Annotated in this window: 19 protein-coding genes; 15 read left to right on the top strand and 4 right to left on the bottom strand. The window is 67.6% G+C overall.

What is annotated here, in order from left to right; all coding sequences use genetic code 11:
- Positions 1-66: 66 nt before the first annotated feature.
- Both CLU87_RS21865 and CLU87_RS21860 read right to left on the bottom strand, forming a co-directional pair.
- Positions 67-882, bottom strand: a complete 816-nt coding sequence (locus CLU87_RS21865; RefSeq protein ID WP_099731792.1) for a carbon-nitrogen hydrolase family protein — start codon at positions 880-882, stop codon at positions 67-69.
- Complete coding sequence (locus CLU87_RS21860) at positions 879-5,036, bottom strand: YhdP family protein (RefSeq protein WP_099731791.1); 4,158 nt, start codon at positions 5,034-5,036, stop codon at positions 879-881. Before CLU87_RS21860 ends, CLU87_RS21865 begins: the two co-directional genes overlap by 4 nt.
- A gap of 143 nt (positions 5,037-5,179) precedes the next feature.
- Here CLU87_RS21860 and glnE point away from each other — a divergent pair, with 143 nt between their 5' ends.
- The 15 genes from glnE (at position 5,180) to CLU87_RS21785 (ending at position 24,431) form a co-directional block, all read left to right on the top strand.
- The gene (gene glnE / locus CLU87_RS21855) at positions 5,180-7,945 is read left to right on the top strand and encodes a bifunctional [glutamate--ammonia ligase]-adenylyl-L-tyrosine phosphorylase/[glutamate--ammonia-ligase] adenylyltransferase (protein WP_099732307.1); all 2,766 of its coding nucleotides are present in this window, start codon (positions 5,180-5,182) and stop codon (positions 7,943-7,945) included.
- A 257-nt stretch (positions 7,946-8,202) separates the two neighbouring features.
- Positions 8,203-8,886 carry a CerR family C-terminal domain-containing protein gene (locus CLU87_RS21850; protein ID WP_099731790.1) on the top strand — a complete coding sequence of 228 codons (684 nt, stop codon included), beginning with the start codon at positions 8,203-8,205 and terminating at the stop codon, positions 8,884-8,886.
- Positions 8,887-8,893: 7 nt separating this feature from the next.
- The gene (locus tag CLU87_RS21845) at positions 8,894-10,276 is read left to right on the top strand and encodes an efflux transporter outer membrane subunit (RefSeq protein WP_099731789.1); all 1,383 of its coding nucleotides are present in this window, start codon (positions 8,894-8,896) and stop codon (positions 10,274-10,276) included.
- Positions 10,277-10,543: 267 nt separating this feature from the next.
- The gene (locus CLU87_RS21840) at positions 10,544-11,758 is read left to right on the top strand and encodes an efflux RND transporter periplasmic adaptor subunit (protein ID WP_099732306.1); all 1,215 of its coding nucleotides are present in this window, start codon (positions 10,544-10,546) and stop codon (positions 11,756-11,758) included.
- A 12-nt stretch (positions 11,759-11,770) separates the two neighbouring features.
- Positions 11,771-14,905, top strand: a complete 3,135-nt coding sequence (locus CLU87_RS21835) for an efflux RND transporter permease subunit (RefSeq protein ID WP_099731788.1) — start codon at positions 11,771-11,773, stop codon at positions 14,903-14,905.
- Between the two features lie 107 nt (positions 14,906-15,012).
- Entirely contained in the window at positions 15,013-16,224 is a 1,212-nt protein-coding gene (locus CLU87_RS21830; RefSeq protein WP_056067843.1) for an HD-GYP domain-containing protein, read from the top strand.
- Between the two features lie 331 nt (positions 16,225-16,555).
- Positions 16,556-17,140 carry a glutathione peroxidase gene (locus tag CLU87_RS21825; protein ID WP_056742863.1) on the top strand — a complete coding sequence of 195 codons (585 nt, stop codon included), beginning with the start codon at positions 16,556-16,558 and terminating at the stop codon, positions 17,138-17,140.
- 244 nt (positions 17,141-17,384) lie between these two features.
- Entirely contained in the window at positions 17,385-18,695 is a 1,311-nt protein-coding gene (locus tag CLU87_RS21820) for an NAD(P)/FAD-dependent oxidoreductase (RefSeq protein WP_099731786.1), read from the top strand.
- Positions 18,692-19,483, top strand: a complete 792-nt coding sequence (locus CLU87_RS21815; RefSeq protein ID WP_099731785.1) for a DUF1365 domain-containing protein — start codon at positions 18,692-18,694, stop codon at positions 19,481-19,483. Before CLU87_RS21820 ends, CLU87_RS21815 begins: the two co-directional genes overlap by 4 nt.
- A gap of 23 nt (positions 19,484-19,506) precedes the next feature.
- Entirely contained in the window at positions 19,507-20,730 is a 1,224-nt protein-coding gene (locus CLU87_RS21810) for a cyclopropane-fatty-acyl-phospholipid synthase family protein (protein WP_099732305.1), read from the top strand.
- Between the two features lie 61 nt (positions 20,731-20,791).
- Positions 20,792-21,325, top strand: coding sequence for a chalcone isomerase family protein (locus CLU87_RS21805; protein ID WP_099732304.1), 534 nt, complete (start codon positions 20,792-20,794; stop codon positions 21,323-21,325).
- Positions 21,322-22,620: an MFS transporter gene (locus CLU87_RS21800; protein ID WP_099731784.1), complete on the top strand. Its 1,299-nt coding sequence runs from the start codon at positions 21,322-21,324 to the stop codon at positions 22,618-22,620. Before CLU87_RS21805 ends, CLU87_RS21800 begins: the two co-directional genes overlap by 4 nt.
- Before the next feature lie 25 nt (positions 22,621-22,645).
- Positions 22,646-23,188: a DUF3833 domain-containing protein gene (locus tag CLU87_RS21795; RefSeq protein WP_099731783.1), complete on the top strand. Its 543-nt coding sequence runs from the start codon at positions 22,646-22,648 to the stop codon at positions 23,186-23,188.
- The gene (locus CLU87_RS21790; protein ID WP_099731782.1) at positions 23,185-23,967 is read left to right on the top strand and encodes an SDR family oxidoreductase; all 783 of its coding nucleotides are present in this window, start codon (positions 23,185-23,187) and stop codon (positions 23,965-23,967) included. Before CLU87_RS21795 ends, CLU87_RS21790 begins: the two co-directional genes overlap by 4 nt.
- Positions 23,968-23,975: 8 nt before the next feature.
- Positions 23,976-24,431, top strand: coding sequence for a nuclear transport factor 2 family protein (locus tag CLU87_RS21785; RefSeq protein ID WP_099731781.1), 456 nt, complete (start codon positions 23,976-23,978; stop codon positions 24,429-24,431).
- A gap of 181 nt (positions 24,432-24,612) precedes the next feature.
- Here CLU87_RS21785 and CLU87_RS21780 read toward each other — a convergent pair whose 3' ends face one another.
- Together CLU87_RS21780 and CLU87_RS21775 are read right to left on the bottom strand one after the other, a co-directional pair.
- Complete coding sequence (locus CLU87_RS21780) at positions 24,613-25,518, bottom strand: sugar phosphate isomerase/epimerase (RefSeq protein ID WP_056742851.1); 906 nt, start codon at positions 25,516-25,518, stop codon at positions 24,613-24,615.
- Between the two features lie 16 nt (positions 25,519-25,534).
- Positions 25,535-26,434, bottom strand: coding sequence for a VOC family protein (locus tag CLU87_RS21775; protein WP_099731780.1), 900 nt, complete (start codon positions 26,432-26,434; stop codon positions 25,535-25,537).
- Positions 26,435-26,452: the final 18 nt, after the last annotated feature.

The raw sequence follows: 26,452 nt of genomic DNA, 5'->3' as shown, positions 1-26,452 counted from the left end.
ATAACGACCAGCGACGCCAGGCTCCGCGCCAGCGCTGCAGCAGGGTGCGTTTAACGGGCGTTGGCTTCACAGCACGCGGTGGGTCAATGCGGGCAGCTGAGCGCGCACGGCACTCAGGCGCTGCGCGTCCAGCTCGCCGGCTACCACGCCAGCGCCTTGATCGCGCTGCGCGATGATGCTGCCCCAGGGGTCCACCAGCATGCTGTGGCCCCAGGTATGGCGGCCGTTGGCGTGCACACCGCCTTGAGCAGGGGCCAGCACATAGGCCAGGTTTTCCACCGCGCGGGCACGCAGCAACACTTCCCAGTGCGCCTGACCCGTGGTGTGCGTGAAGGCGCTCGGCACCAGCAGCAGGTCCGCACTCGCGCGGGCATGCGCGCGGTACAACTCCGGAAAGCGCAGGTCGTAACACACGGACAACCCCACCCGCCAGCGCTGACCGCTGCGCGCTTGCAGATCAAACTGCACCGGGGTGTCACCGGCGTCGATGACACGGCCTTCGTCGTACTGTTCAGCGCCGTTGCTGAAGCGAAAGAGATGGATCTTGTCGTAGCGCGCCACACAGGCACCCGTCGGGTCGAAGACCAGCGTCGTGTTGCGCACACGGTCCGGCGTACCCGTGGCCATCGGCAGCGTGCCGCCCACGATCCACATCTCAAGCGCGCGCGCGATATCGGCCAGAAACTGCTGGATCACGCCGGAACCAGCGGTCTCGCGCAAGGCGAGCTTGTCAGTGTCCTTGTGCCCCATCAGGCAAAAATACTCCGGCAGCACCGCCAACTCAGCGCCGCCCTGCGCAGCCTGTTCCAGCAGCTGGCGCGCAACGCGCAGGTTATCGTCCAGCGCGATGCCAGACACCATCTGGATGGCGGCGACTTTCATGAAGGTTCTCCAGTCTTGGGGGGTGGGTTGGCCCGGGGCGTCGCCTCGGTGGCAGGGCTCGATTCGCGCCCGCGGCGGGCCACGCGCACCACCCGCGGGTCGGCCCAGGTGCCGTCGATGCGGAATTCCTGCGTGGCAGCCTCGATGAGCGGACCGCGCAAAAACACCTGTGCCAAAAAGCTGCCCAGGCCAATCACCGGGTTGATGGCCGTGGCCACAAGCGACGCCGTCATGGCGTTGATCTCTGGCACCACCACCACACGCAGGTCCTGCGTCTCCTGGTCGATGTTGGCGCTGCCTTCCATCAGTACGGCCGCATTGACGCCCTTCATCTGCAGGTTGTTGGTGGTGGCCACACCGCGCTCGATGCGTACATCACCGCGCACAAAATCAAACGCAAAACCTTCACTGAACACATCGCGAAAATCCAGTGTCAAGCGGCGCGGCAATGATTGCAGACTGAGCACGCCCAGCAGCTTGGCCAGACCAGGATCAGCCTTCAGAAACTGGCCGGATTCGACATTCAGGTTGATCTGCCCGGTCATGCTGCGGTAATCGGGGCTGAAGGGAGCGCCAATCCAGCCCACCTGCCCTTCCATGCGGCCCTTGCCGCGCCGCACCACGTTGGCCATGCCCAGGCGGGCCAGCAGATCGCCCGAGTCGCGGATATCGAGCTTGAAGCTGAGCACGGTGCGCCGCTCGGTCGAACGGGGGCCTGCAGAGGCCGCATTGAGCACCGCCCAGTTGCCGTTGGCAGTGAAAGCTGCTTCGGGCGCCGTGATATTGAACTTGGACAGGCGCCACTCGCGCTGCACCCCCTCGCCGCCCCGGTTCTGGGCCTCCATCTCCACCCGTCCCAGCCGCTTGCCACGCAGCTCGAAATCCTCCACGACGATGTCCAGCGCAGGCAGGTTGCCCGGTTGCTCGTTGAGCAGTTCTTCGACCTGGGTCACGTCGCTTTGCGGCATGTTCACACGCGACAGCCGGGCAAACAAACGGCCGTTGCTGAAGTCGGGCGATCCGGGCTGGCGGTACTCCAGGTAGCCATTGAGTTCGGTGGCATCGAGGTTGGCACGCCAGGTGGAGCCGTCGCGCAGCGCACCTGCCACCACGTTGTGCAGCGTGCGGCCTTGCAACGTGAGCTCGCGCGCGCGCAGCGCCAGGGTGGTGGGCAGATAGTCCTGTGCCACGGCCTGCCCGGCAGGCGTGGTCGCCACTGCGGCACCCCGGGGGGCGGGCTCGGCGGCAGTGGCCCGGGTGAGCACCTCGTCCCAGGCGTCCACATCCAGCTTGCCCTGGTTGATGTTGGCAGCCACGCCTTGCGCAGGCATCGGGGCGGACTCGCCGTTGCTCAGGCCCACACCGATGGCGCCGCGCAGCACGCGCGGCTGGGCGCCGCTCAGGTCGCGCACATAGGTGGCCGATCCAAGCGGCCCCAAGTCCAGCACGATCTGGTCTCGCAGCGGGGGGGCGTTGCTCCCGTTGCCGTTGTTGTTCGCCAACCCCACCAGTGATTCACGCGCCACCTGGTTGTCAAAGCGCAGGGGCAGGCTGCTGTCCGCCGTCTTGCCCAGCGGGGGCGGCAAGGCCAAGGCCAGGCCCTGCAGGCTGGTGTTGACCTGCAGCTCGGGCACCCCGCGGCGAAACGACAGGGCCAGCGCGTAAGGTGCGCTGCCGGTGGCACGCCGCGCCAGTTGCGACAACATGCCCAGCTGCGGGGTTTGCTGCAGGCCTTCGGCCGTGGCGGTGCCCTGCGCACGGATCTGCACCGCCGACTCGGTGGCCGGGGCATTGGCCGCCAGCGCACGCATGCCGCCTTCCAGCCGCACGGGGCCGCCCAGCGCCTGGGCCTGCACATTGGACAGTGAAAACCCGGTCTCGCTGAACTGCACGGCGCCCCGAACGCGGGTGAGCGCCGGGGTGTCGGGGGTGATGCGCAGCTCATTGCCAGCCAACGTGACGCTGCCCTGCACCTTGGATTTGTTGATATCGCTGATGGGCAGGCTCAGTCGCAACTGGAAGTCGGCATTGCCCGTGCCGCTGGCCTGCTCCAGCGCATTGCCCGTCATACGGCCCAGCGGTGATGTGGTCATGAGCGTGAGCAGCTCTGCCAGCGGGCCGCGTGCATCGGCGCTCACGCCCACCACGGTCTGCGCCAGGTCTGGAATGCGGGCATCGACCTTGGACAGCCGCAGGCCCTTGCTGCCTGCAAAGCCGCCGCTGGCGCCGCGCACCTGCATGGACGAACGCTCAAAAATCAGCTCGCCGCCGAGGTCAGTCAACGCAGGCCAGGGCAGGGTGCCCGCAAGCTGCAGCGCAGTAGGAACGTAGGCATAGGTCACGTCCTTGACGCGCGCCGCAATGCGGAATTCGCCCTGCTTGGGATCGTTGAAGGGCAGGTCGTGCAGATCGCCCTTGACGCGGAACTGCACATTGCTGGCGCTGCCGGCGACCACCGCGTCGCGCACATAGTGACGCGAATCGGCAGGAATGGACAGGGGCAGGTAGCGGTGCACCCGGATGCCGTCGGCACGGTGCAGCGTGCCGGTGAGGTCCAGCACCCCCGGAAAGCGCGACCGGTGGGGCGCCTTGGATGCGTCGCTGGTGTGCCAGGTGGCACGGGCATCGCCCTGCGCATCGGCGTTGGCGAACTGCACATCATTGGCCTGCACGGCAATACGGCTGCCATCCAGCTGCCAGCGCACGTCGGCACTGAGCCGGTCCAGCGGCAGGACGGGTTCCTCGAACACCCCTGGCAGCACCAGCGCACCTGACGCCATGGTCAGTGCCGCCTTGCCCCCTGCCTGGTTCATGTCGATGTCCACATTGGCGCCACGCAGACCCAGGTGGGCGGGGGCCGAGCCATCCGTGGCACCCGCCAGTGCCAGCCCCTGGATACGCCCCTTGACCTGGTACTGCTGCAACGCATCCAGAGGTCCCTTCCAGGTGGCCTGGATCTCTTCCACCAGCCCTTGGGGCGTGTAAGAGCGCAAGGCGTCGTGGGCGACCGTCCCCAGCGGCAGGCGGCTGGCCACCTGCGCCAGGGCCGCCAGGTCCAGCCGGTCAGCCCGCAACTCGCCTTGCGCCGGGGCCTTGCCGTTGGCATCGGTGTGCACCAGCCGCAAGTTGCCGCCGGGCCAGGTCAGACCGTCATCGGTCTGGAACTGCAGCGCCTGCGTCGAGAACTCAAAGCCGCCGGTGAACCTCCGCCCCCCCAGCCGGCCCTGGATGGAAGGAAGAACCAGCGGGCGCAGATCGGCGGCCAGCGTGGTGTTCACATCGGCCAGCGCCAGGTCGGCCGTGCCCCCCACCACCTGGCCGCTGCGCACATCGGCCCAGGCCCGCAGCGCGCCCCGGCCCTGCGCCACCTCGATGCCCACATCGGCGTGGTGCCGCAGATGCGACACATCGACCCGCGTGAAGTGCGCAAACACCTGACCGTTCCAGTGCTTCCAGTTGCCATCGCGGGCGCGCAGCAGCGGCGCGCGAAACAAGCCGACCAGGCTGAAACGGTCCCCCCATTCCGGCGGCGGCGTGGCATCCACCCGGAGGTTGTGGCGCCAGTTGCCGTTGCGCAAAACCAGATCCACCTTTTCCAGCGCCAGCTCGGGAGCGCCGCGCTGCTCATCGGTCCAGCGCACCGTGCCGTCCTTGATGTAGACCTCGCCCTGCGAGAACAACCAGTCGGCCGCAGCGCTGCTGTCGCCCTGGTTCTGGGCAAACTCCAGCCCCGCCACATAGATGCGTCCGTCACTCGCCCGGCGCACATCCAGGTCGGGGCCTTCGATGTAAAGCTGCTCGAACCCCCACTGCAGCAACGAACGGGGTGACAGCGCCACCACCACCCGGGGCAGGCGCAACGCAGTGCGGCCCGAGGCATCCAGCAGCGCGACATCAGACAGCTCGATGGACGGGATCAGCCCCTCGGTGCGGGCCACGATGGCGCCGATCTGCACGGGAACCCCCAATACCCGTGCGGCCTGCGCCTGCAACTGTGGGCGGAAATCACCGATTCGCGGCACAATCCAGCCATGAAGAGCCCCCCATGCGATGGTCAGCAACAGCCAGAAGGCGAGCAACAAGCCCAGCGACCACCGTGCAAAACCTGCGACTATTTTCAGCAGGCGTGAGGGGTGCGAGGTGGGATCGATCATGGTGAGATGGAAAGTGGCAGGAATTATGACCCGCAGCCCTGGCGTGGGTTCACTCGTGTCCCGAGTGCCCAGTGAGCTTTTGTATGCCGTCGGGCCCGCAGACCAGCACCCCGCTTCCCGTCCAACATCCGGCTGTGGCTGCCATGCATCCTTCTCTGTCTGACCCCCGCTGCCATCAGCCCCTGCCCGAGGGACCTCTGGCCGAGCATTCCCGCTTCTACCAGCGCCTGCACCGCCGCTACGCCAACGACCTGCCGCTGCTGCCACCCGGTGTTCCGGTGCTTGCGACCATGGAGCAGGCCTACGACGCTCTGTGCGCGCGCGGCTGCGACACGGGCACCGCGCTGCGGGTGCTGCGCCAGCTGGTCATGGAACGACTGATCCAGCTGGACTGCGAAGCGCAGACACCGCTGGCCGACATCACCCGGGCCGTGACCGAACTGGCCGAGCTGGCCCTGGACCGCGCCTGCCAGCAGGCCCGCCGCGAGCTGGACGAACGCCATGGTGCCCCGTGCGGCCCACAGGGCCGGCCCGTGCAGCTGTGGATCATCGGCATGGGCAAACTGGGCGCCCGCGAGCTCAATGTCTCGAGCGACATCGACCTCATCTATGTGTATGAGCACGATGGGGAAACTGCCGGCATGCCCGATGGCCGTGGGCGCATCTCCAACCACGAATACTTTGCGCGCGCCGTCAAGGCCATCTACAGCCTGGTGGGCGACACCACCGAGCATGGCTTCGTCTTCCGGGTGGACCTGGCCCTGCGGCCCAACGGCAACTCGGGCCCCGCATCGGTGTCCCTGGCCGCGCTGGAGGAATACCTGCAGGTGCAGGGCCGCGAATGGGAGCGTTTTGCCTGGCTCAAAAGCCGCGTGGTGGCCCCCCGCGAGTGCATCGGCCGCCCCGAGGTGCAGGCGCTGCGCGGCGTGGTGCTGCCGTTTGTGTTTCGCCGTTACCTGGACTACAGCGTGTTCGATGCGTTGCGCTCGCTGCACAGCCAGATCCGGGACCATGCGTCCAAACGCAGCGCCGGGCACCCCGAGCGTGCCAACGACGTCAAGCTCTCGCGCGGTGGCATCCGCGAGATCGAATTCACCGTGCAGCTGCTGCAGGTGGTGCGCGGCGGGCAGTTCCCCGAGCTGCGCCGCCGCCCCACGCTGGATGCGCTGCAGCGCCTGGCCCATGCGGGCCTGATGCCGCAGGAAACCGCCGACGCGCTGGCCCGGGCCTATGTATTCCTGCGCCGGGTGGAGCACCGCATCCAATACCTGGACGACCAGCAGACCCACGTGCTGCCCACCCGCGACGACGACCTGGCCTGGATCGCCAGCACCCTGGGCTACAAGGACTGCTGCGCCTTCCTGCACGAGCTGGACGCACATCGCGAGCTGGTGGCCCAGGAGTTCGACACCCTGCTGGGTGGCAACGGCAAAAAACAATGCAGTGGCGGTGGCTGTGGTGGCCCCCGGGCGGCGGCACCACCGCCTCCAGAGCTGGAAGGCCTGCTGGAGCAACTGCCACCGGGCTTTCGCGAACGTGTGGCCGAGTGGCGCAACCACCCACGCGTGGCCGGACTCCGTGACGAGGCGCGGGCCCGCCTGTTCCGCCTGGTGCAGCGCACGGCCCAGTGGCTCAAGGAAGGACGCGTCACCGAAGAGGCCACCGTGCGCCTGGCCAACTGGCTGGAGCCGCTGCTGCGGCGCGAAAGCTATCTGGCGCTGCTGCTGGAGCGGCCGTCGGTGCACGAACAGCTGCTGCACCTGCTGGGCGCGGCCAAATGGCCCGCACGGTACCTGCTGCAGCACCCCGGTGTGATCGACGAGCTGGTGGGCGATGCACTGTTGTCCGAACGTTTTGTGGTGGCCGACTTTGAACGCGAGCTGGGCATGCGCCTGGCGTCGCTGCGCTCTACCGGCGAGGACGACGACGAAACCCTGCTCAACCTGCTGCGCCGTGCGCAACATGCCGAAACCTTCCGCACCCTGGCGCGCGATGTGGAGCGCCGCATCACCGTCGAGCAGGTGGCCGACGACCTGAGCGCGCTGGCCGACAGCGTGCTGCGCATCACCAGCCAGTGGTGCTGGAGCCGCCTCAAGAACCGCCACCGCGACGAGCCCCAGTTCGCCATCATTGGCTACGGCAAGCTGGGCGGGAAGGAGCTGGGCTACGGCAGCGACCTGGACATCGTCTTTGTATTTGACGACGACGACGAACGCGCCCCCGAGGTGTACGCGGCCTTTGTGCGCAAGCTCATCAACTGGCTCACCGTCAAGACCGGCGAGGGCGACCTGTACGAGATCGACACGGCCCTGCGGCCCAATGGCAACTCGGGCCTGCTGGTGACGAGCTTCGAGGCCTACGCCAACTACCAGCAGCAACGCGGCAGCAATACCGCCTGGACCTGGGAACACCAGGCCATGACACGTGCGCGGTTCGTGATGGGCAGCGAGGCCTTGCGCGAGCGCTTTGACGCTGTGCGCGAGGCCGTCATCACCTCTGCCCGCGACCCGCTGGCGTTGAAAGACGAAATCGTGACCATGCGCGAGCGGGTGCGCTCAGCCCACCCCACGCCCGCCGGTCGCTTCGACGTGAAGCACAGCCCGGGGGGCATGGTGGACGCCGAATTTGCCGTGCAGTACCTAGTGCTCTCGCAGTCTGCCGCCCACCCTGAATTGCGTGGCAACCTGGGCAACATTGCACTGCTGCAGCGGGCCGAGCAAGTGGGCCTGCTGCCCCCAGGCGTGGGCCACGCAGCCGCCGACGCCTACCGCGAACTGCGCCGTGTACAGCACGTGGCGCGGCTGGACGAGGCGCCCACCCAGGTCACGCCACCCGCACTGCAGGCCGAGCGCGATGCCGTGCTGGCGCTGTGGTCGGCGGTCTTCGGCTCCGCAGCCCCATCGGCCTGATCGGCCGGGCGCACTGCGCAAGGGATGGCCGACTTCTGGAGGGGTCGCCTTCCCCCTCCCCGCCATATATTGGAACGGTGCAAAACCTCCATCCCATCTGCCCGTCCCTCGCTGCATTCAACAGGTCATCCCTGGCAAAAACACGGCCGAAACACCCACGATATTTTTTGAAACAAAAATTTAATCAATCGTTTGATTAAATAGTGCTGTAATCCGGCTCCATGCCAGATTCAGCCCCCAAGCCAGCCCGGCCTTCCATGCCCCCCCCACCGCCCACGGAAGGCGCACAGGCGCGCGCGCGGCTGCTACACGCCGCCTTGCGCCTCTTTGCCGAAAACGGCTTTGCCAAGGCGTCCATCCGCGACATTGCCCAGGCGGCGGGTGTCAACCCGGCCTCCATCAGCTACTACTTTGGCGACAAGAACGGGCTGTACTGCGCAGCGTTCACCGAGCCCATGGGCAGCCCCATCGCTGTGGATGCCTGGCCGGACACCTTGCCTGCGTTCATCGAGCTGCTGATCCAGAGCTTCATGCAACCCCTGCACGAAGGCGACCTGGTCGAGCTGTGCATGCGCCTGCACTTTCGCGAAATGCTGGACCCCACCGGGCTGTGGCAGCAGGAGCTGGAGTGCGAGATCAAGCCTGCCCACGCCGCGCTCGTCGGCCTACTGTGCAAGGAGTTCGGCCTGAAAACTGACGATGACGATGTGCACCGCCTGGCCATGGCCATCACCGCCCTGGCGCTGCAGTACTACGTGGGCCGCGACGTGGTGCAGGCCGTGCGCCCCGGACTCACCGCCACGCCACGGGGGCTGGCCGCCACCACATCCCGGCTGGTGGACTTTGCCCAGTTCATGGTGGACGGGGAACGCCAGCGCCGCGCTGCGGCCCGCGCGGCCGCCCCCGCCAAAAAAAACTCCTCTCCCCGTACCCCAGAGTGACTTGCACATGCGACTGATCTCACACAAACCCTTGTGGCTGGCGCTGGTCCTGCCACTGGTGGCCTGCTCCACCACCGCACCACCTGCGCAGGTATCGGCACCCGCACCTGCGGCCTGGAACGCACCCTTGCCGCACCAGGGCTCCCTCACGGGCATGGCCCACTGGTGGACCCAGCTGCAAGACCCGCTGCTGGTCGAGCTGATCGACGCCGCCCAGGCCGTGAGCCCGGGCATCGCGCAGGCCCAGTCGCGCATTGCGCAGGCCCGCGCCACGCAGGTGGGCAGCCGGGCGGCGTTGCTGCCTTCGCTCGACGCACAGGCCAGCGCCAGCCGGGGCTTCAATGACCAGCTGGCGCGCGTGGCGACCACCTCGCAGGCAGGGCTGCAGGCCAGCTGGGAGCTGGACCTGTTTGGCGCCAACCGCGCCGCCAAAACCGCTGCCGATGAGCGGCTGGCCGGCGCGCAGGCCCTGTGGCACGAGGCGCGCGTGAGCGTGGCAGCCGAGGTGGCACAGCAGACCAGCAGCATCCGCACCTGCCTGGCCCAGCAACAGGTGGCCGAGCGCGATGCGCAGTCCCGTAGCGAAACGTCCCGCCTGTCCCAACTCAGCGAACGTGCGGGCTTTACTGCGCCCGCCACGGCCGCACTGGCACGCGCCAGCGCCGCCGAGGCCCAGGCCCGCGCCTCACAGCAACGCATGCAATGCGATGTGGAGGTCAAGGCCCTGGTGGCGCTCACCGGTTGGGAAGAACCCACGCTGCGCACCCGGCTGGCCCAGCCGGTGGCTGCGGCCCCGGACGCTTTGTTCACCATTGACGCACTGCCCGCCCAGGTGCTGACCCAGCGCCCCGACGTGTACAACGCCGAGCGCGAAGTGGCTGCCGCCAGTGAGGACGTCGCCAGCGCCCAGGCCCAGCGCTACCCACGTCTGACCCTCAGCGGCAGTGTGGGTGCAGCCCAGGTGCGCACGGGGGGCGTGACCACCGACCTGAACACCTGGACCATCGGCCCGCTGGCGCTCAGCGTGCCGATCTTTGACGGCGGCCGCCGCGCCGCGCAGACCGATGCGGCGCAGGCCCGCTACGACGAGGCCGCGTCGCAGTACCGCGCCAAGGTGCGCCAGGCTGTGAGCGAGGTCGAGCAAGCCCTGGTGCGCCTGCAAAGCACGGCCGAGCGCAGTGCCAGTGCACGCACGGCCGCCGAGGGCTACCGCGCGTCGTTCGACGCGACCGAGGCGCGCTGGCGTGGTGGCCTGGCCAGTCTGGTGGAGCTGGAAGATGCCCGGCGCACAGCACTGGCCGCCGAGAACGCGCTGGTCGCGCTGCAGCACGAACGCCAGACCGCCTGGATTGCGCTGTACCGCGCCGCCGGTGGTGGATGGAAGCTATGAGACACCCCCCTGAGGCGCTTTGCGCCTCGGTGCGTCCGCCGGAGGCGGCCGCTCTTCACCGCCGTCCAAGCCTGCGCAGGCAGGCTCGGAGCCGCGGCGCTCAGCCCCCGCTCTCGCATTGCTGCGCAATCCTGGCAGGGGGACGCAGCCCTCGCTGCGGGGCGGCCCTTGCTGGGCTGCCCTCGTCTGCGCATCGCCAGTTTCGAGCGCAGTGGGCCACGCCCAACACCATGCACAGCTGATATGAACTCCCCAGGACAGATGCACATGCAACACTCCTCTTTCTCCTTCAAGTTTTCCCCCACCGCCCTCGCCGTGATCGCCGCCTGCGTGCTGGCCACGGGCGGTGCGCTGGTTTTCTCGGGCGCATCGCGTGCCGCCGATGAACCCAAGGCGGGCCAGCCCCGGCCTGCGCTCACCGTCAGCACGGCACAGCCACAGCGCATGCAGGTGCCGTTGCGCCTGGCGGCCAACGGCAACATCGCCGCGTGGCAAGAGGCGAGCATTGGGGCCGAGAGCAACGGCCTGCGCCTGACCGAGGTGCGTGTGAACGTGGGCGATGTGGTCAAGGCCGGGCAGGTGCTGGCCACCTTCTCGGCCGACACGGTGCTGGCCGATGTGGCCCAGAGCCGCGCCAGCCTGCTCGAAGCCCAGGCCAATGCGGCCGAGGCCTCCGCCAATGCCGACCGCGCCCGCTCGTTGCAAGCCACGGGCGCACTCAGCCAGCAGCAGATCCAGCAGTTCACGACGGCTGAGCAAACCGTCCAGGCCCGCGTGGAAGCGGCCAAGGCCGCGCTGAACGCGCAGCAGCTGCGCCTCAAATACACGCAGGTGGTGGCGCCTGACAGCGGCGTGATCTCGGCCCGCACGGCCACCGTGGGCGCGGTGGTGGGGGCAGGCACGGAGCTGTTCCGCATGGTGCGCAAGGGCCGCCTGGAGTGGCGCGCCGAGGTCACGTCCACCGAGCTGCGACGCATCCAGCCTGGGGCCAAGGTCAGTGTCACCGCCGCCAGCGGCGCCGTGGCCGAGGGCACCGTGCGCATGGTCGCGCCCACGGTGGACCCGCAAACGCGCAATGCGCTGGTCTATGTGGACCTGCCCGCCAACACCGACTTCCGTGCCGGGATGTTTGCGCGGGGCGAGTTTGCACTGGGCAGCAGCGACGCACTCACCGTGCCACAAGAGGCGCTGGTGGTGCGCGACGGGTTCTCGTACGTGTTTGTGGTGGGCGGAGACCAGCGCGTGCAGATGCGCAAGGTCCAGACCGGCCGCCGCGTGGCCGACCGGGTCGAGGTGCTGTCGGGCCTGGATGCTGGAGCCTCCGTCGCCGTGCGCGGTGCGGGCTTTTTGAACGATGGCGACCTGGTGCGCGTGGCGGCCCCTGCGGCGGCGCCAGCGGCTGGCAAGCAGTCCTCCAGCCAGCATTTCATGCAAAAAGTGCCTGTAGCGCTAGTGAATCATGCGCAAACAGCTATCAATTAAGGAGCATTCCACATGAATGTGTCCACCTGGTCCATCAAGAACCCCATACCGGCGCTGATGCTGTTTGTGCTGCTGACCTTCGGCGGCCTGCTGTCCTTCAACGCCATGAAGGTGCAGAACTTTCCCGACATCGACCTGCCCACGATCTCCGTGACCGTGGCGCTGCCGGGCGCCTCGCCCGCGCAGCTGGAGAACGACGTGGCGCGCAAGATCGAGAACAGCATCGCCACGCTGCAGGGCCTCAAGCACATCTACACCAAGGTGCAGGACGGCGGCGCCACCATCACCGCCGAGTTCCGGCTGGAGAAGCCCACGCAGGAGGCGCTGGACGACGTGCGCTCCGCCGTGGCCCGTGTGCGCGGCGACCTGCCGGGTGACGTGCGCGACCCCATCGTCACCAAGATGGACCTGGCCGCGCAGCCCGTGTTGGCCTTCACCATCGCGTCGGCCCGCATGGACGATGAGGCGCTGTCCTGGTTTGTGGACGATGCCGTGGCCAAGAAGCTGCTCACCGTGCGCGGCGTGGGCGCCGTCAACCGCGTGGGCGGTGTGCAGCGCGAGGTGCATGTGGCACTCGACCCGGTCAAGCTGCAGTCCCTGGGCGCCACGGCGGCCGATGTGTCACGCCAGCTGCGGCTGGTGCAGACGGAGAGTGCTGGCGGCCGCACCGACCTGGGCGGCAGCGAGCAGCCGGTGCGCACACTGGCCACCGTGCAGTCGGCGCAGGAGCTGGCGGGCCTGACGCTGGCACTGTCGGACGGCCGCCACGTGCGGCTGGACCAGGTGGCCACGGTGACAGACACCATCGCCGAGCCCCGCGCGCTGGCCCTGCTCAACGGCAAGCCGGTGGTGGGCTTCGAGGTCGCACGCAGCAAGGGCGCGAGCGAAGTGGAAGTGGGCGCTGCCGTGCAGGCGGCCCTCCAGGAGATGCGCGCGCAGCACCCGGACCTGGAAATCACCGAGGCCTTCAACTTCGTGCAGCCCGTGCAGGAGGAATACGATGGCTCCATGCACCTGCTGTACGAAGGCGCGCTGCTGGCCGTGCTGGTGGTGTGGCTCTTCCTGCGCGACTGGCGCGCCACCTTCGTGTCGGCCGTGGCGCTGCCGCTGTCGGTGATCCCGGCGTTCATCGGCATGTACTGGCTGGGCTTCTCGATCAACGTGATCACGCTGCTGGCGCTGTCGCTGGTGGTGGGCATCCTGGTGGACGACGCGATCGTGGAGGTGGAGAACATCGTGCGCCACCTGCGCATGGGCAAGACGCCCTACCAGGCGGCCATGGAGGCGGCCGACGAGATCGGCCTGGCCGTGATCGCCACCACTTTCACGCTGATCGCGGTGTTTCTGCCCACGGCGTTCATGAGCGGCATTGCGGGCAAGTTCTTCAAGCAGTTTGGCTGGACGGCGTCGCTCGCGGTGTTTGCCAGCCTGGTGGTGGCGCGCCTGCTCACGCCCATGATGGCGGCCTACATCCTCAAGCCCATCGTGGGCGACCACAAGGACCCGCGCTGGATGACGGTGTACCTGCGCTGGGCCGCGTGGTGCATCAAGCACCGGTGGATGACCTTCATTGCCACGGCGGCCTTTTTCATCGGCTCGCTGGCGCTGATCCCGCTGCTGCCTACGGGCTTCATCCCGCCGGACGACAACTCGCAGACCCAGGTGTACCTGGAGCTGCCACCCGGCGCCACGCTGGCGCAGACGCGTGCCGTGGCCGAAGACGCGCGTCAGCGCATCGCCAAGGTGGAGCATGTGCAAAGTGTGTACACCACCATCGGCGGCGGATCGGCCGGCACTGATCCTTTCATGGGAGGCGCCAGCACCGAAACGCGCAAGGCCACGCTGACCATCTTGCTGTCCGAGCGCGGCGACCGTCCGCGCAAGCAGGGCATCGAGAACCAGATCCGCGCCGCGCTGGAGACGCTGCCTGGCGTGCGCAGCAAGGTGGGCCTGGGCGGCTCGGGCGAGAAGTACGTGCTGGTGCTCACGGGCGACGACCCGCAGGCGCTGACCACGGCCGCATTGGCGGTCGAGAAAGACCTGCGCACCATCCCCGGCCTGGGCAGCATCTCGTCCACCGCCAGCCTCGTGCGCTCCGAAATTGCCGTGCGCCCCGACTTTGCGCGCGCCGCCGACCTGGGCGTGACCAGCAGTGCGATTGCCGAAACGCTGCGCATTGCCACCGTGGGCGACTACGACGTGTCGCTGCCCAAGCTCAACCTGGCCGCGCGCCAGGTGCCCATCGTCGTCAAGCTGCAGGACGATGCGCGCAAGGACCTGTCGCTGCTGGAACGCCTGCCGGTGCCCGGCGCCAAGGGCCCGGTGATGCTGGGCCAGGTGGCCACGCTGGAGTTCAGCGGCGGCCCGGCCGTGGTGGACCGCTACGACCGCGCGCGCAACGTGAACTTCGAGATCGAACTCTCGGGCCAGCCGCTGGGCGACGTGACCAAGGCGGTGGAAGCGCTGCCCTCCATCCAGAACCTGCCAGCCGGCGTGCGCCAGATCACGATTGGCGACGCCGAGATGATGGGCGAGCTGTTTGCCAGCTTCGGCCTGGCCATGCTCACCGGCGTGCTGTGCATCTACATCGTGCTGGTGCTGCTGTTCAAGGATTTCCTGCACCCGGTGACCATCCTGGCGGCGCTGCCGCTGTCGCTGGGTGGCGCGTTTGTGGGGCTGCTGATAGCGCAAAAGAGCTTCTCCATGCCCTCGCTCATCGGGCTGATCATGCTCATGGGCATTGCCACCAAGAACTCCATCCTGCTGGTGGAGTACGCGATTCTGGCGCGGCGCGAGCATGGCATGACGCGCTTTGAGGCGCTGATCGACGCCTGCCACAAGCGCGCACGGCCCATCATCATGACCACGCTGGCCATGGGTGCAGGCATGCTGCCCATCGCCATCGGCCTGGGTGCTGCGGACGCGAGCTTTCGCTCGCCCATGGCGGTGGCGGTAATTGGCGGGCTCATCACCTCCACGCTGCTGAGCCTCCTGGTGATTCCGGCGGTGTTTACTGGGGTGGACGACCTGGGGCAAGGGTTCGGCCGGCTGGCCCGCCGCCTGCGCGGGGGGCGCCATGCCCCGGGCGCACCGGCGGCCCCCACAGCCGCAGCCACGGCGCAACCAGCACCTCCCTCCGCCCCCTGACGCCGAGTCTTGGCGCCGCCCCCCGGCGTGAGCCCAAAAAGCAGGGCAATCACGGGGGTCGCGCGGGCTTTGGCGGGAGGTAGCCGTCGGATAATGCAACGCGCACCATGAACCTCGTCAGCCTCAACATCGAATCCATCCAGCTGGGCCATCCCCTGCCTTTTGTGCTGCGGGGGGCCGATGGCGTGTTGCTGGCGCAAAAGGGCTATGTGATCCGCACCCGCGACGAACTGGCCAAGCTGGTCGAACGCGGGCGCGAGCTGTGCGTGGACACCGACGAATCCGGCGGCAGCCACCGCGCCTACCTGGCGCAGCTGCAGCGCATGCTGATCGCCGACACCAACCTGGGCGAGATCGCCGCCATGAAGATGACGGCCGGCGAGCAGGCCGCCGCAGCGGCCGCTGCGCGTGCGGGCAAAACCCTGCCCGACTGGCCCGAGCTGCAGTTGCGCGCCACGCAGCTGCTGCGCGCCCCATCGCCCAGCGACTTTGGCGGGCGGTTTCAGGCGCTGCACGACGAGCTGGTGCGCCATTGCGAGCAGACGCCCGACGCCACGCTGCTGGCACTGATCTATCTCTCGGCGCAGGAAACGCGCATGTACAGCGCCACGCATTCCATGCTGGTCAGCTGCGTGTGCATGGTGGTGGCCCGCGAGATGCTGCGCTGGCCCAGCGGCCGGGTGCAGCAATTGGGGCACGCAGCGCTGAGCATGAACATCGCCATGACCGAGCTGCAGGACCAGTTGGTGCTGCAGACCCAGCCCCTCACCGCGACCCAGATTGCCGCCGTGGAAGACCACGCGGCGCGGTCCGAGGCGCTGCTGCGCCATCTGGGCGTGGCCGACCCGGTGTGGCTGGAGGCCGTGCGCTGCCACCACCACCGCACGCCCGGGCCCCTGGCCAAAAAGACCGAAGCCCAGCAAATGGCCCGCCTGCTGCAGCGCGCCGACATTTTTGGTGCCCGCCTGGCCCCCCGCGCCGCGCGGCTGCCCATGCCTGTCACTGCCGCCATGCAGGCCAGCTACTACGACGAAGAGCACCAGGTGGACGAGGCCGGCGCCGCCCTCGTCAAGACCCTGGGCGTCTATCCCCCCGGTGCCTTTGTGCGCCTGGCCAGCCGTGAAGTGGGCGTGGTCATCCGCCGGGGCACCACCGCCACCACCCCTCGCGTGGCCGTGGTGACCAACCGCGACGGCATGGCCACGGGCGAGCCCATTCCCCGCGATACGGGCATGCCGCCCTGGAAGGTCACCGGTGTGGTGGCTTTCAAGGACGTGCGGGTCAACCTGTCGTTGGACCGCCTGCTGCAGATGGTCTGACGCCTGGGAGGGCGCTGCGAGCCCCCCGGTTCTGCGTGCCGCCGCTGTCTGCGGCGGACAACCCCCCTGTTTTCAGCATTGAGCGTCGCCTCATGCCTGGCTCCTGGTGCCTGGCACCGGGTCTGACGCCGCGCTCGCCCCTTTTCCCTGCCGGGTGATCGGCCGGCGCCGTTTGGGCTGCACGGCCGTTTTGGGCCCCCTCACCCCGTTACTTCCGAAATCTGAATCCAAATGCGTTCGCACCACGTAAACCATTCAGTACAAATAAAAACTCATGTGGACAAAAAATGATGAAATGGTTAAATTGGCCGTACTCACTGCCCAAAGTCCTATGAACCGCCTGACAAGACTCCTCTCGACAGCCACCGCGCTGGCGGCCTGGCTGCTGCTGGCGCCCGCCGCCCAAGCGGCCGATGCGCCTGCAGCGTGCCCGGCCACGCTGCAGCACACCTTTCCGCGCCTGCAGGACGAAAAGCCGCAGTCGCTTTGCCAGTACAGCGGAAAAGTGGTTCTGGTGGTCAACACGGCCAGCTTCTGTGGCTTTACCGGCCAGTACAAGGGGCTGGAAGAGCTGTATGCCCGCTACAAGGACAAGGGGCTGGTGGTGCTGGGCTTCCCGTCCAACGACTTTGCCCAGGAAAAAGGCAGCAACAAGGAAATCGCCGACTTCTGCGAAAACACCTTCGGGGTGAAATTTCCCATGTTTGCCAAAAGCAGCGTGAAGGGCCCGGAGGCCTCGCCGCTGTACCAGCAACTGGCGCAGCTGTCGGGCACGGCGCCCCGCTGGAACTTCCACAAATACCTGCTGGGGCGCGACGGCAAGCTGGTGGACAACTACTCCAGCCTGACCGGGCCGGACAACAAGGGCCTGGTGCGTGCCATCGAACAGCAGCTCGCCCTGCCCACACCCCGGTGAGCGCAATGACTTCTTTACATTTCTTGAAAAAAAATACAGGCGCCCTCTGGAACTTCGCCGGAGCGGCCTCACTCTATCCATTGCGCAAGACGATTGCGCAGCGTACAGTTTTAATGTTGCGAAGCCTTTCGGGCCCCCGGGTTCCGACTGACCTCCTGGAGCGCTTCTCCTCCCTCCCTCTCTTATTCGTTTCGGGACGCTTCGCAACCTTTTTATTCCGTGCACCGGCCAGAGGGAGCCGGTCATGAAAATCGCCATCATCGGCTCCGGCATCTCCGGGCTTTCCGTCGCGCACCAGCTGCGCGGCCAGGCGGACATCACGCTGTTCGAGGCGGGCGACTACTTCGGCGGCCACACCCACACCGTCGATGTCACCCTGCCCGATGCGTCAGGCGCCCCGGTCACACACGGCGTGGACACCGGCTTTCTGGTGTTCAACGAGCGCACCTATCCCCATCTGATCCGCCTGCTGGCCGAGCTGGGCGTGGAGACGGCCAAATCCGACATGTCGTTTTCGGTGCAGGTGCCCGCAGCCCTGGGCGGTGGCCGCGCGCTGGAATGGAGCGGCACCAACCTGAGCACCGTGTTTGCCCAGCGCTCCAACCTGGTCAACCCACGCTTTCTGGGCATGCTGCGCGACCTGCTGCGCTTCAACAAGCTGTGCACGCGCATTGCCGAAAAGCAGGCCGAGGCCGCGCTGATGCAGCCCTTGGGTGACTTCCTGCGCGAGCACCGCTTTGGCGACGCGTTCCGCGACTGGTACTTCTTGCCCATGCTGGGCTGCATCTGGAGCTGCCCCACGGACCAGATGCTGAAGTTCCCCGTGGCCACCATGATCCGGTTCTGCCACAACCATGGCCTGATCCAGGTGAGCAACCGGCCGCAGTGGTGGACGGTGTCCGGCGGCGCGCGCCACTATGTGGACAAGATCGTGGCGGGCATTGCCGACAAGCGCCTGAACACGCCCGTGCGCCGCATTGAGCGCGATGCCGCCGGTGTGCGCGTGGTGACTGCAGACCGCACCGAACACTTTGACAAGGTGGTGCTGGCCACACACTCTGACCAGTCGCTCGCGCTGCTGGCCCAGCCGACGACCCAGGAGCGCGCCGTGCTCGGCGCCATCCGCTACCAGGCCAACCGCGCCGTGCTGCACACCGATACGTCGGTGCTGCCCCAGCGCCGCGCCGCCTGGGCCGCGTGGAACTATGAGCGCGCCCAACAGCGCAGCCGAGAGTCGGCCCGCGTGTGCCTGCACTACCTCATCAACCAGCTGCAGCCCGTGCCGTTCGCGCAGCCCGTGGTGGTGTCGCTCAACCCGGTGCGTGACATTGCGCCCGAGCACGTGATCGGCAGCTACGAATACGCCCACCCGGTGTTCGATATGGCCGCCATCCGCGCGCAGCAGCAGGTGGGCAAGCTGCAAGGGCAGCAGCACACCTGGTTCTGCGGCGCCTGGACGGGCTACGGCTTCCACGAGGACGGGCTGAAATCCGGCCTGGCCGTGGCCGAACAATTGCGGGCGGCCCTGCCAGCCCCCTTGGCGGAGGCCGCGTGAGCCACGCGCCGGCCCCCACCGCAGCGCCCCTGATCGGCTTCGGCCAGGTGCGCCACACGCGGCTGCGGCCCCGGCGGCATGCGTTCGCCTACCCCACGTTTTTCCTGATGCTGCCGATGCGCAGCCTGCCCGGCATGCGTGGGGAGCTGGCTGTGAACCGGCGTGGCGCCATCAGCTTCCATGACGTGGACCACGGCGACGGCCGCAGCGCGGCACAGGGCGGGGCGCTGGCCTGGCTGGACGAACTGCTGCGCACCGAAGGCATCACCGACGCCACGGGCGAGGTCTGGCTGCACTGCTACCCCCGCGTGCTGGGCTACACCTTCAAGCCCGTGAGCTTCTGGTACTGCCACCGTGCGGACGGCCACCTGCGCGCCATCGTGGTAGAGGTGAACAACACCTTTGGCGAGCGCCACTGCTACCTGCTGGATGCGCCGCAGTACGGCGCGGAACAGCAAGCACGCAAGGTGTTCCACGTGTCTCCTTTCTGCGAGGTGAGCGGCGGTTACCGCTTTCGTTTCATGCGCACCGAGGCAGGTGCACAGGACGCAGGCCGCACCGTGGTGCGTATCGACCACGACGACGACACCGGCCCCCTCATCCAGACCAGCGTGAGCGGCACCCTGCAGGCCATCACCGCACAGACCCTGCGCCAGGCGCTCTGGGGCTACCCCGCCATGACGCTGGCCATCATCGCCCGCATCCACTGGCACGCGCTGCAGCTGTGGCTCAAGCGCGTGCGTTTCCACCGCAAGCCCGAGGCGCCCGCCGCCGCCGTGACCCGTTGATTTCCATGACGAACGAGACCGCCATGAACTCCACCACCGCCCCCCGCTCTGCCCAAGCCCTGCCCGCCGGCACCCCCGCAGCCGCACGCACAGCGCTCAAGCTGCTGCACAAGCTGCAGCACGGTCACCTCACGGTGCAACTGCCCGACGGCACCCTGCAGCACTTCGGCCACGGGAACGGTCCCTCGGCCGCGATCACGCTCAAGAACTGGAATGTGTGCAGCGCCGCACTCAAGTCGGGCGACATCGGCTTTGCCGAGAGCTACATCGCGGGCGACTGGACCACGCCGCACCTGACCGACCTGCTCAAGCTCTTCATCGCCAACCGCCAGCAGGTCGAAGGCGTGATCTACGGCACCTGGGCGGGCCGGCTGCTGTACCGCATCAAGCACCTGCTCAACCGCAACACCCGCGCCAACAGCCAGAAGAACATCCACGCCCACTACGACCTGGGCAATGCGTTCTACGAACTCTGGCTGGACGACACGATGAACTACTCGTCCGCCTGGTTTGAGGGCGATGCGGGCGGTGATATGCGCACCGCGCAGCACGCCAAGGTGCGTCGCGCCTTGCGCATGGCGGGGGTGGAGCCCGGTTCCCGCGTGCTGGAGATCGGCTGCGGCTGGGGCGCGCTGGCCGAGATGGCGACCGTCGAATTCGGCGCCCGCCTGACGGGGGTGACGCTCTCCACCGAGCAGCTCGCGTTTGCGCAAAAGCGCATGGCGCAGCAGGGGGTGGCCGAGCGTGCCGACCTGCGCCTGCAGGACTACCGCGACATCCAGGACGGCCCGTACGACGCCATATGCTCCATCGAGATGGTCGAGGCCGTGGGCCGCGAATACTGGCCCACCTACTTCCAGTCGGTGAACCGGCTGCTCAAGCCCGGCGGCAAGGCCTGCATCCAGAGCATCGTCATCGACGACAGCCTGTTCGACCGCTACATCAGTTCCACCGACTTCATCCAGCAATACATCTTCCCAGGCGGCTGCCTGCCCTGCCCGCGCGAGTTCCGCCGCGAAGCCGAGGCGGCGGGCCTGCGCGTGGCGGACGAGTTCGCGTTTGGTCAGGACTACGCCGAAACCCTCAAGCGCTGGCGCGAACGTTTTCTGGCGCAGCGCACCCAGATCCTGCAGCTGGGCTTTGACCAGCGCTTCATGCACATCTGGGAGTTCTACCTCGCGTACTGCGAAGCAGCGTTTGCGATGAGCAACATCGACCTGGTGCAGTACACGCTGGTCAAGGACTGATCAAGGACCGAGAATTGCTATGAAAAACATAGCTATCGCCGCAATATTCACTAGCGCATTGATGGCTTTTGGCCCGCAAACCGCGCTGGCGCAGGTGGCAGAGGCCAGCGCCGCCGCTGCAGCCCCGCTGTCGGGTGCGCGGTTGGTGGGGCAGGGCGTGCTGCGCTTTCTGGGGTTTGAGATCTACCGCGCGCGGCTGTGGGTGCAGCCCGGCTTTGACGCCGACAACTACGCTGCCCACCCCTTGGCGCTGGAGCTGACCTACCACCGCGATTTTTCGGCCGACGCCATCGCCAAGCGCTCCATCGAGGAGATGCGCCGCGTCGGCAGCTTCACGCCCCAGCAGGCCACGCGCTGGCAGCAGGCGCTGGCCGCCGCCTTGCCAGATGTGAAGGCGGGCGACCGGTTGCTGGGCCTGTACCAGCCCGGCGCGGGCGCCGTGTTCAAGATGGGCGGGCGTGTGGTGGGCGAGGTGCCCGACGCCGAGTTCTCGCGCCTGTTCTTCGGCATCTGGCTGTCGCCACAGACCTCCGAGCCCGGGCTGCGGCAAGAGCTGATCGCCGCCACCCGCACGGCGGGCCAAGGGCAGCAATGACCACCCACACACCCATTCGCGCCGGCCAAGGCCTGGCCTATGGGCTGTTGGGCCTGCCGCTGGCTTTTGTGGCGCTGCCGCTGTATGTGCTGTTGCCCAATCACTACGCCCGCGAGTTCGGCATGCCACTGGCCACGCTGGGCTCGGTGCTGCTGGCGGCGCGGCTGTTTGACGCGGTGTCCGACCCGCTGCTGGGACGTCTGTCCGACCACCTGTTCGGCCGCTCGGTGCGCGCCGTGCTGGCGGTGGGCGCGGTGTCGGCTGTGGTGCTGGCGCTGGGGCTGACCAGCCTGTTCTTTCCGCTGGTGCGCGGGGCCGATGCGCTGATTGCGTGGGCACTGGTGGCACTGCTCATCACCTACACGGCCTATAGCCAGCTGGGCATTGCGCACCAGTCCTGGGGCGCACGGCTGGGTGGCGATGAGCTGCAGCGCGGCCGCATCGTGGCCTGGCGTGAGGGCGCCGCGCTGGTGGGCGTGGTGCTGGCTTCGGTGCTGCCCGCGCTGCTGGGCCTGCCGGTGATGCTCAGTGTGTTTGCCCTCACCCTGCTGCTGGGCTGGTGGGCGTGGACCAGAGCCCCACGCCCCGCAGACCATGCTGAGGCCGTGGCAGGCGTGTACCGACCGGCACAGCGCGCCAGCCTGTGGCGGCCCTGGGGACGGGCTGCCTTTCGCCGCCTGCTGGCCGTGTTCATGCTCAACGGCATCGCCAGCGCCATCCCGGCCACGCTGGTGCTGTTCTTCATTCAAGACCGCCTGCAGGCCCCGCCTGCGCAGGAGCCCTTGTTCCTCGCGGCCTATTTTGTCTGTGCGGCGCTGTCCATTCCGCTGTGGCTGCGTGCCGTGGCGCGCTGGGGCCTGGCGCGCGCCTGGCTGTCGGGCATGCTGCTGGCGATTGCCGTGTTTGTGTGGACGGCGTTTCTGGGCGCGGGTGATGTGTTGCCGTTCCTCATGGTCTGCGCGCTGTCAGGCGTGGCCCTGGGCACGGACCTGGCCCTGCCCAGCGCCCTGCTGGCGGGCGTGATCGCGGCCGAGGGCGACAGCGGCCGGCACGAGGGCGCGTACTTCGGCTGGTGGAACTTTGCCACCAAGCTCAACCTGGCCCTGGCAGCAGGCCTGGCGCTGCCCCTGCTGAGCTGGCTGGGCTACACGCCGGGCACGCGCAGCGATGACGGCCTGCAGACACTGGGCCTGGCCTACGCCGTGCTGCCCTGCGCGCTCAAGCTGGCGGCAGCAGCAGCGCTGTACGTCCTTTTTCTGCGGCACCCACGCGGTGCGGCGATGGCTGGAACCTGACACCCATACCCCCAAGGCACAACCCATGATGCAAAGACGCCTCCTCCTCTCCGCCGCTGTGGCTGCGCCCGTGGTGCTGTCCGGCTGCGCCAGCCAGAACCTGGATGGCTACGCCACCGAGAAACCGGTGCTGGACCTGGCCCATTATTTCAACGGCAAGATCGACGCCTACGGCATCTTCCAGGACCGCAGCGGCCAGATCGTCAAACGCTTCACCGTGGTGATGGACTGCAGCTGGAAAGGCAACGAGGGCGTGCTGGATGAAGCCTTCACCTACTCCGACGGCACCACACAGCGCCGCATCTGGCGCCTGACCAAGCACGCGGACGGCCGTTACACCGGCACCGCCGACGATGTGGTGGGCACGGCCAACGGCCAGACGCGCGGCAACGCCTTCCGCTGGAACTACACGCTGGCCCTGCCGGTGGATGGCAAGGTCTACAACGTGGACCTGGACGACTGGATGTACCTCATCGACGACCGGGTGATGCTCAACCGCGCCACCATGACCAAGTTCGGCGTGCGCCTGGGCGAGATCACGCTGTCCTTCACCAAACGCGCACCATGAGCCTCAACCCTCCCTTGCGCGACTGGCAGGGCCGCCGTGCCTGGCTCATCGGGGCCAGCAGTGGCATTGGCCGGGCCACCGCAGCCGCGCTGCATGCGCGCGGTGCGCAGGTCATCGTGTCGGCGCGCAGCGGTGACGCACTGAACGCCTTTGTCGTGCAGCACCCCGGAAGCATGGCGCTGGCTTTTGACACTGCCGAACCGGCACAGGTGCAGGCCGCCGCAGCGCAGGTGCTCGCGGGAGGGGCGCCCGACCTGGTGTGCTACTGCGCGGGCTACTACCGCGACATGCGCGCCACCGACTTCGATCTGGCCGTGATGCTGCGCCATGAGCAGATCAACTACAACGGCGTGCTGCACGTGCTGGCCGCCGTGTTGCCCGCCATGCTGGCCGCAGCGGAGGCCGGGCGCCCAGGCCACGTGAGCCTTATCAGCAGCGTGGCAGGCTTTCGCGGCCTGCCCAAGAGCCTGGCCTATGGGCCCACCAAGGCGGCCCTCATCAACCTGGCCGAGGCGCTGTACCTGGACCTGCACGACCTGGGCATGGGCGTGAGCGTGATCAACCCTGGTTTTGTGGCCACGCCACTCACGGCGGGCAACGACTTCACCATGCCAGCCCTCATCTCACCCGAAGCAGCAGCGGCAGCCATCGTGCAGGGCTGGGAGCGGGGGCATTTCGACATCCACTTTCCCAAGCGTTTCACACGCGTGATGAAGCTGCTGCGGCTGTTGCCGTACCGTTGGTACTTCCCCGCCGTTCGTCGCTTCACAGGCCTTTGACTTTTTCGATGCAGCTCCCGAACACATCCCCATCCACCGAAGAAGCCGTCACGCGCGTTGTCGCGTTCTTTGAAAACCTCTCGCCTGCCGACATAGCGGCCATTGGCCATTTCTACGCACCACAGGCGCGCTTCAAGGACCCCTTCAACGAGGTGCAGGGCGTGCCTGCCATCCAGGCCATTTTTGCCCACATGTTCGAGGCGCTGGAGCAGCCGCGTTTTGTGGTCACCGGCCGGGTGGTGCAGGGCACGCAGTGCTTCTTGACCTGGGACTTCCTGTTCGCGTTCAAGGACTTTCACAAGGGCGTGACGCAGACGGTGCGTGGTGCCTCGCACCTGGTGCTGGACGAACAGGGTCTGGTGACGCTGCACCGCGACTACTGGGATGCGGCCGAAGAGCTGTACGAAAAGCTGCCCGTGGTGGGCGCACTGATGCGCTGGCTCAAAAAGCGCGCCAACAGCTAGGGATCCGCTGCACGCATCGAGCGGTAAGTGGGCGCTGTGGATCGGAATGGTCTGCTAGGCGCAAAACGCAGCATCAGCTGTCGCTATTGCGAAGTGTTGCAACACCGCAGGCTGCCCGAGACCGCAGATGCTCACGGCGCGGCGATTCGTGCACAGGGTCCCCGGGGCCCGCTCACCCTCTTCACCCCACTGCCCGGATGCGCGAATGCCCGGGCAAGGGCACTGCGCGTTGCAACACGCCTTCGGCCAGCCACAGCGCACTGTTCCACGCCCGTTGCGCCACATAGGGCAGAGGCAGCTGCTGGTAGTCGTCGTTGAAGACCTCAAAGCTGTAATCGCCCTGGTAGCCCATGCCGTCCAGCGTGCGTACCAGTTCGGCCAGCGCCTTGCTGTGCACGCCTTCGCCAGGGAACACGCGAAAGTGCCGCGCGGTCTCGATGCGCTCTTGCACTGTGCGCGTTTCCTGCCACATGAAGTCGGACAGCTGCACGAGGTAGATCTTGGCGGGGTCCACGTCCTCCAGCGCCGCGAGCGGCGTGCTGGTGGCGAACTGGTGGTACGAATCAATGGCCAGCCCGAGGTTGGGGCAATCGGCCTGTTCCACGGCGGCCCAGGCCTGGTGCACCTCGTTGATGTGGCGGCCCCAGGAGAGGCCCTCAAACGCCACGCGGATGCCATGGGGCAGCGCCAGCAGGGCCAGCTTGCGCAGGTCGCGCGCAATCGCATCGGCGTCAGACGTGGCGTGCGAAGACGTGGAGCTGCATGCCAGCAGCACGGGCGCGCCCAGGTCACGCGCCATCAGGATCATCTGCTTGGCGATGTCCACCTTGTAGCTGTGCAGGTGGCCGGACAAGCCTTCAAAATCGCGCAGCACCTGGAAGCCCGTCACCCGCAAGCCGCTGCTGCGCACGGCGTGCACGGCGGCCTCGATGCCCTCGGGGTGGCCCACGATGTCGCGCGCGGCCAGCATGATCTGGCCAAATCCGGCGGCCTTGACGGCGGCGAGCTTGGCCTCCAGCGGGCCGGCCAGGCTGATGGTGTCCATGCCAAAGTCGGCGACGTTGCGTTGCATGGTGGATGTGCGCATGGGGCAGTCTCCAGGCTCAGCGTGCGTCCAGCACCAGTTCGAAGCTGGGAGCGCCGGCATCTGCGCGGGTGAGGGCGCCGCGCGTGCCCGTGTGCACGCCGGTGGGGGACTCGACGAAGTCCACGCCGCGCTCGCGCAGCGCTTGCACCGTGGCCAGCACGTCGGGCGCGCCAAAGGCCACACGTTGCAGCAACTCTTCGGGGTCGGCTTCCAGCGCATCGACCAGCGGTTCGATGAGCTGCCAATGCAGCGTGCCACAGGGGCTGGCCAGGATGCGACCGTGGGTGAGCACGCCAAACGACTGGTCCGGTGCCAGCTCGGCGAAGCCAAACAGTTCCCTGTAGAAGTGGATCCAGTCCTCCCCACGGCCCAGGCCGATGTACTGCACCACGCCAAACAGGTGCAGGCCCTGCAACGCGGGCGGGCGCTGGTTGACGGTGGGGATGGGCACAAAGTCCACGTCGTAGATGGAGAACTCCTTCCAGCGGTCGACAAAGTAGATGCGGCTGGCACCCACCCCGTGGATGGCGGGGATGTTCAGCTCCATCACCTCGACCTCGGTGTGCACGGCCCAGGCACCCAGTTCCAGCACCCGGCGGTAGGCCGCGGCCGCATTGCCCACGCGAAAAGCAATGGCGGCGAGCACCGGCGCTTCGGTGAGCGCGGGCGGGGCGTGCACGCCGGTGAGCTCTTTGTCCTGGTGGGCGTTGACGATGATGTTCATGTCGCCCTGGCGGTACAGCAGCACCTCGCGCGAGCGGTGGCGCGCCACGGGCTGAAAGCCCATGCGCTCCAGCGCCTGGCCCAGCGCCTGCGGACGGCTGGTGGCGTATTCGATGAACTCCACGCCCTGCAGGCCCAGGGGGTTGGGCAGTTCGCCCAGCGTTTCGCGGGCGGCCATCATTGGGGTGCTCATGGTGTCGGTTCCTTGAGG

This window comes from Acidovorax sp. 59 (assembly GCF_002754175.1).
In the GTDB taxonomy this organism is placed as follows: Bacteria; Pseudomonadota; Gammaproteobacteria; order Burkholderiales; family Burkholderiaceae_C; genus Acidovorax; species Acidovorax delafieldii.
The sequence above is the reverse complement of the archived record's forward strand: the minus strand, read 5'-3'. Positions and strand labels throughout refer to the sequence as shown.

Bases quoted from the DNA above. Each gene is read 5' to 3' on its own strand.
- CLU87_RS21785 (WP_099731781.1), top strand. From the start codon at position 23,976: ATGCAGCTCCCGAACACATCCCCATCCACCGAAGAAGCCGTCACGCGC.
- CLU87_RS21840 (WP_099732306.1), top strand. From the start codon at position 10,544: ATGCAACACTCCTCTTTCTCCTTCAAGTTTTCCCCCACCGCCCTCGCC.
- CLU87_RS21850 (WP_099731790.1), top strand. From the start codon at position 8,203: ATGCCCCCCCCACCGCCCACGGAAGGCGCACAGGCGCGCGCGCGGCTG.
- CLU87_RS21810 (WP_099732305.1), top strand. From the start codon at position 19,507: ATGAACTCCACCACCGCCCCCCGCTCTGCCCAAGCCCTGCCCGCCGGC.
- CLU87_RS21835 (WP_099731788.1), top strand. From the start codon at position 11,771: ATGAATGTGTCCACCTGGTCCATCAAGAACCCCATACCGGCGCTGATG.
- CLU87_RS21805 (WP_099732304.1), top strand. From the start codon at position 20,792: ATGGCTTTTGGCCCGCAAACCGCGCTGGCGCAGGTGGCAGAGGCCAGC.
- CLU87_RS21865 (WP_099731792.1), bottom strand. From the start codon at position 882: ATGAAAGTCGCCGCCATCCAGATGGTGTCTGGCATCGCGCTGGACGAT.
- CLU87_RS21775 (WP_099731780.1), bottom strand. From the start codon at position 26,434: ATGAGCACCCCAATGATGGCCGCCCGCGAAACGCTGGGCGAACTGCCC.
- CLU87_RS21825 (WP_056742863.1), top strand. From the start codon at position 16,556: ATGAACCGCCTGACAAGACTCCTCTCGACAGCCACCGCGCTGGCGGCC.
- CLU87_RS21795 (WP_099731783.1), top strand. From the start codon at position 22,646: ATGATGCAAAGACGCCTCCTCCTCTCCGCCGCTGTGGCTGCGCCCGTG.
- CLU87_RS21860 (WP_099731791.1), bottom strand. From the start codon at position 5,036: ATGATCGATCCCACCTCGCACCCCTCACGCCTGCTGAAAATAGTCGCA.
- glnE (WP_099732307.1), top strand. From the start codon at position 5,180: ATGCATCCTTCTCTGTCTGACCCCCGCTGCCATCAGCCCCTGCCCGAG.
- CLU87_RS21830 (WP_056067843.1), top strand. From the start codon at position 15,013: ATGAACCTCGTCAGCCTCAACATCGAATCCATCCAGCTGGGCCATCCC.
- CLU87_RS21820 (WP_099731786.1), top strand. From the start codon at position 17,385: ATGAAAATCGCCATCATCGGCTCCGGCATCTCCGGGCTTTCCGTCGCG.
- CLU87_RS21800 (WP_099731784.1), top strand. From the start codon at position 21,322: ATGACCACCCACACACCCATTCGCGCCGGCCAAGGCCTGGCCTATGGG.
- CLU87_RS21780 (WP_056742851.1), bottom strand. From the start codon at position 25,518: ATGCGCACATCCACCATGCAACGCAACGTCGCCGACTTTGGCATGGAC.
- CLU87_RS21790 (WP_099731782.1), top strand. From the start codon at position 23,185: ATGAGCCTCAACCCTCCCTTGCGCGACTGGCAGGGCCGCCGTGCCTGG.
- CLU87_RS21845 (WP_099731789.1), top strand. From the start codon at position 8,894: ATGCGACTGATCTCACACAAACCCTTGTGGCTGGCGCTGGTCCTGCCA.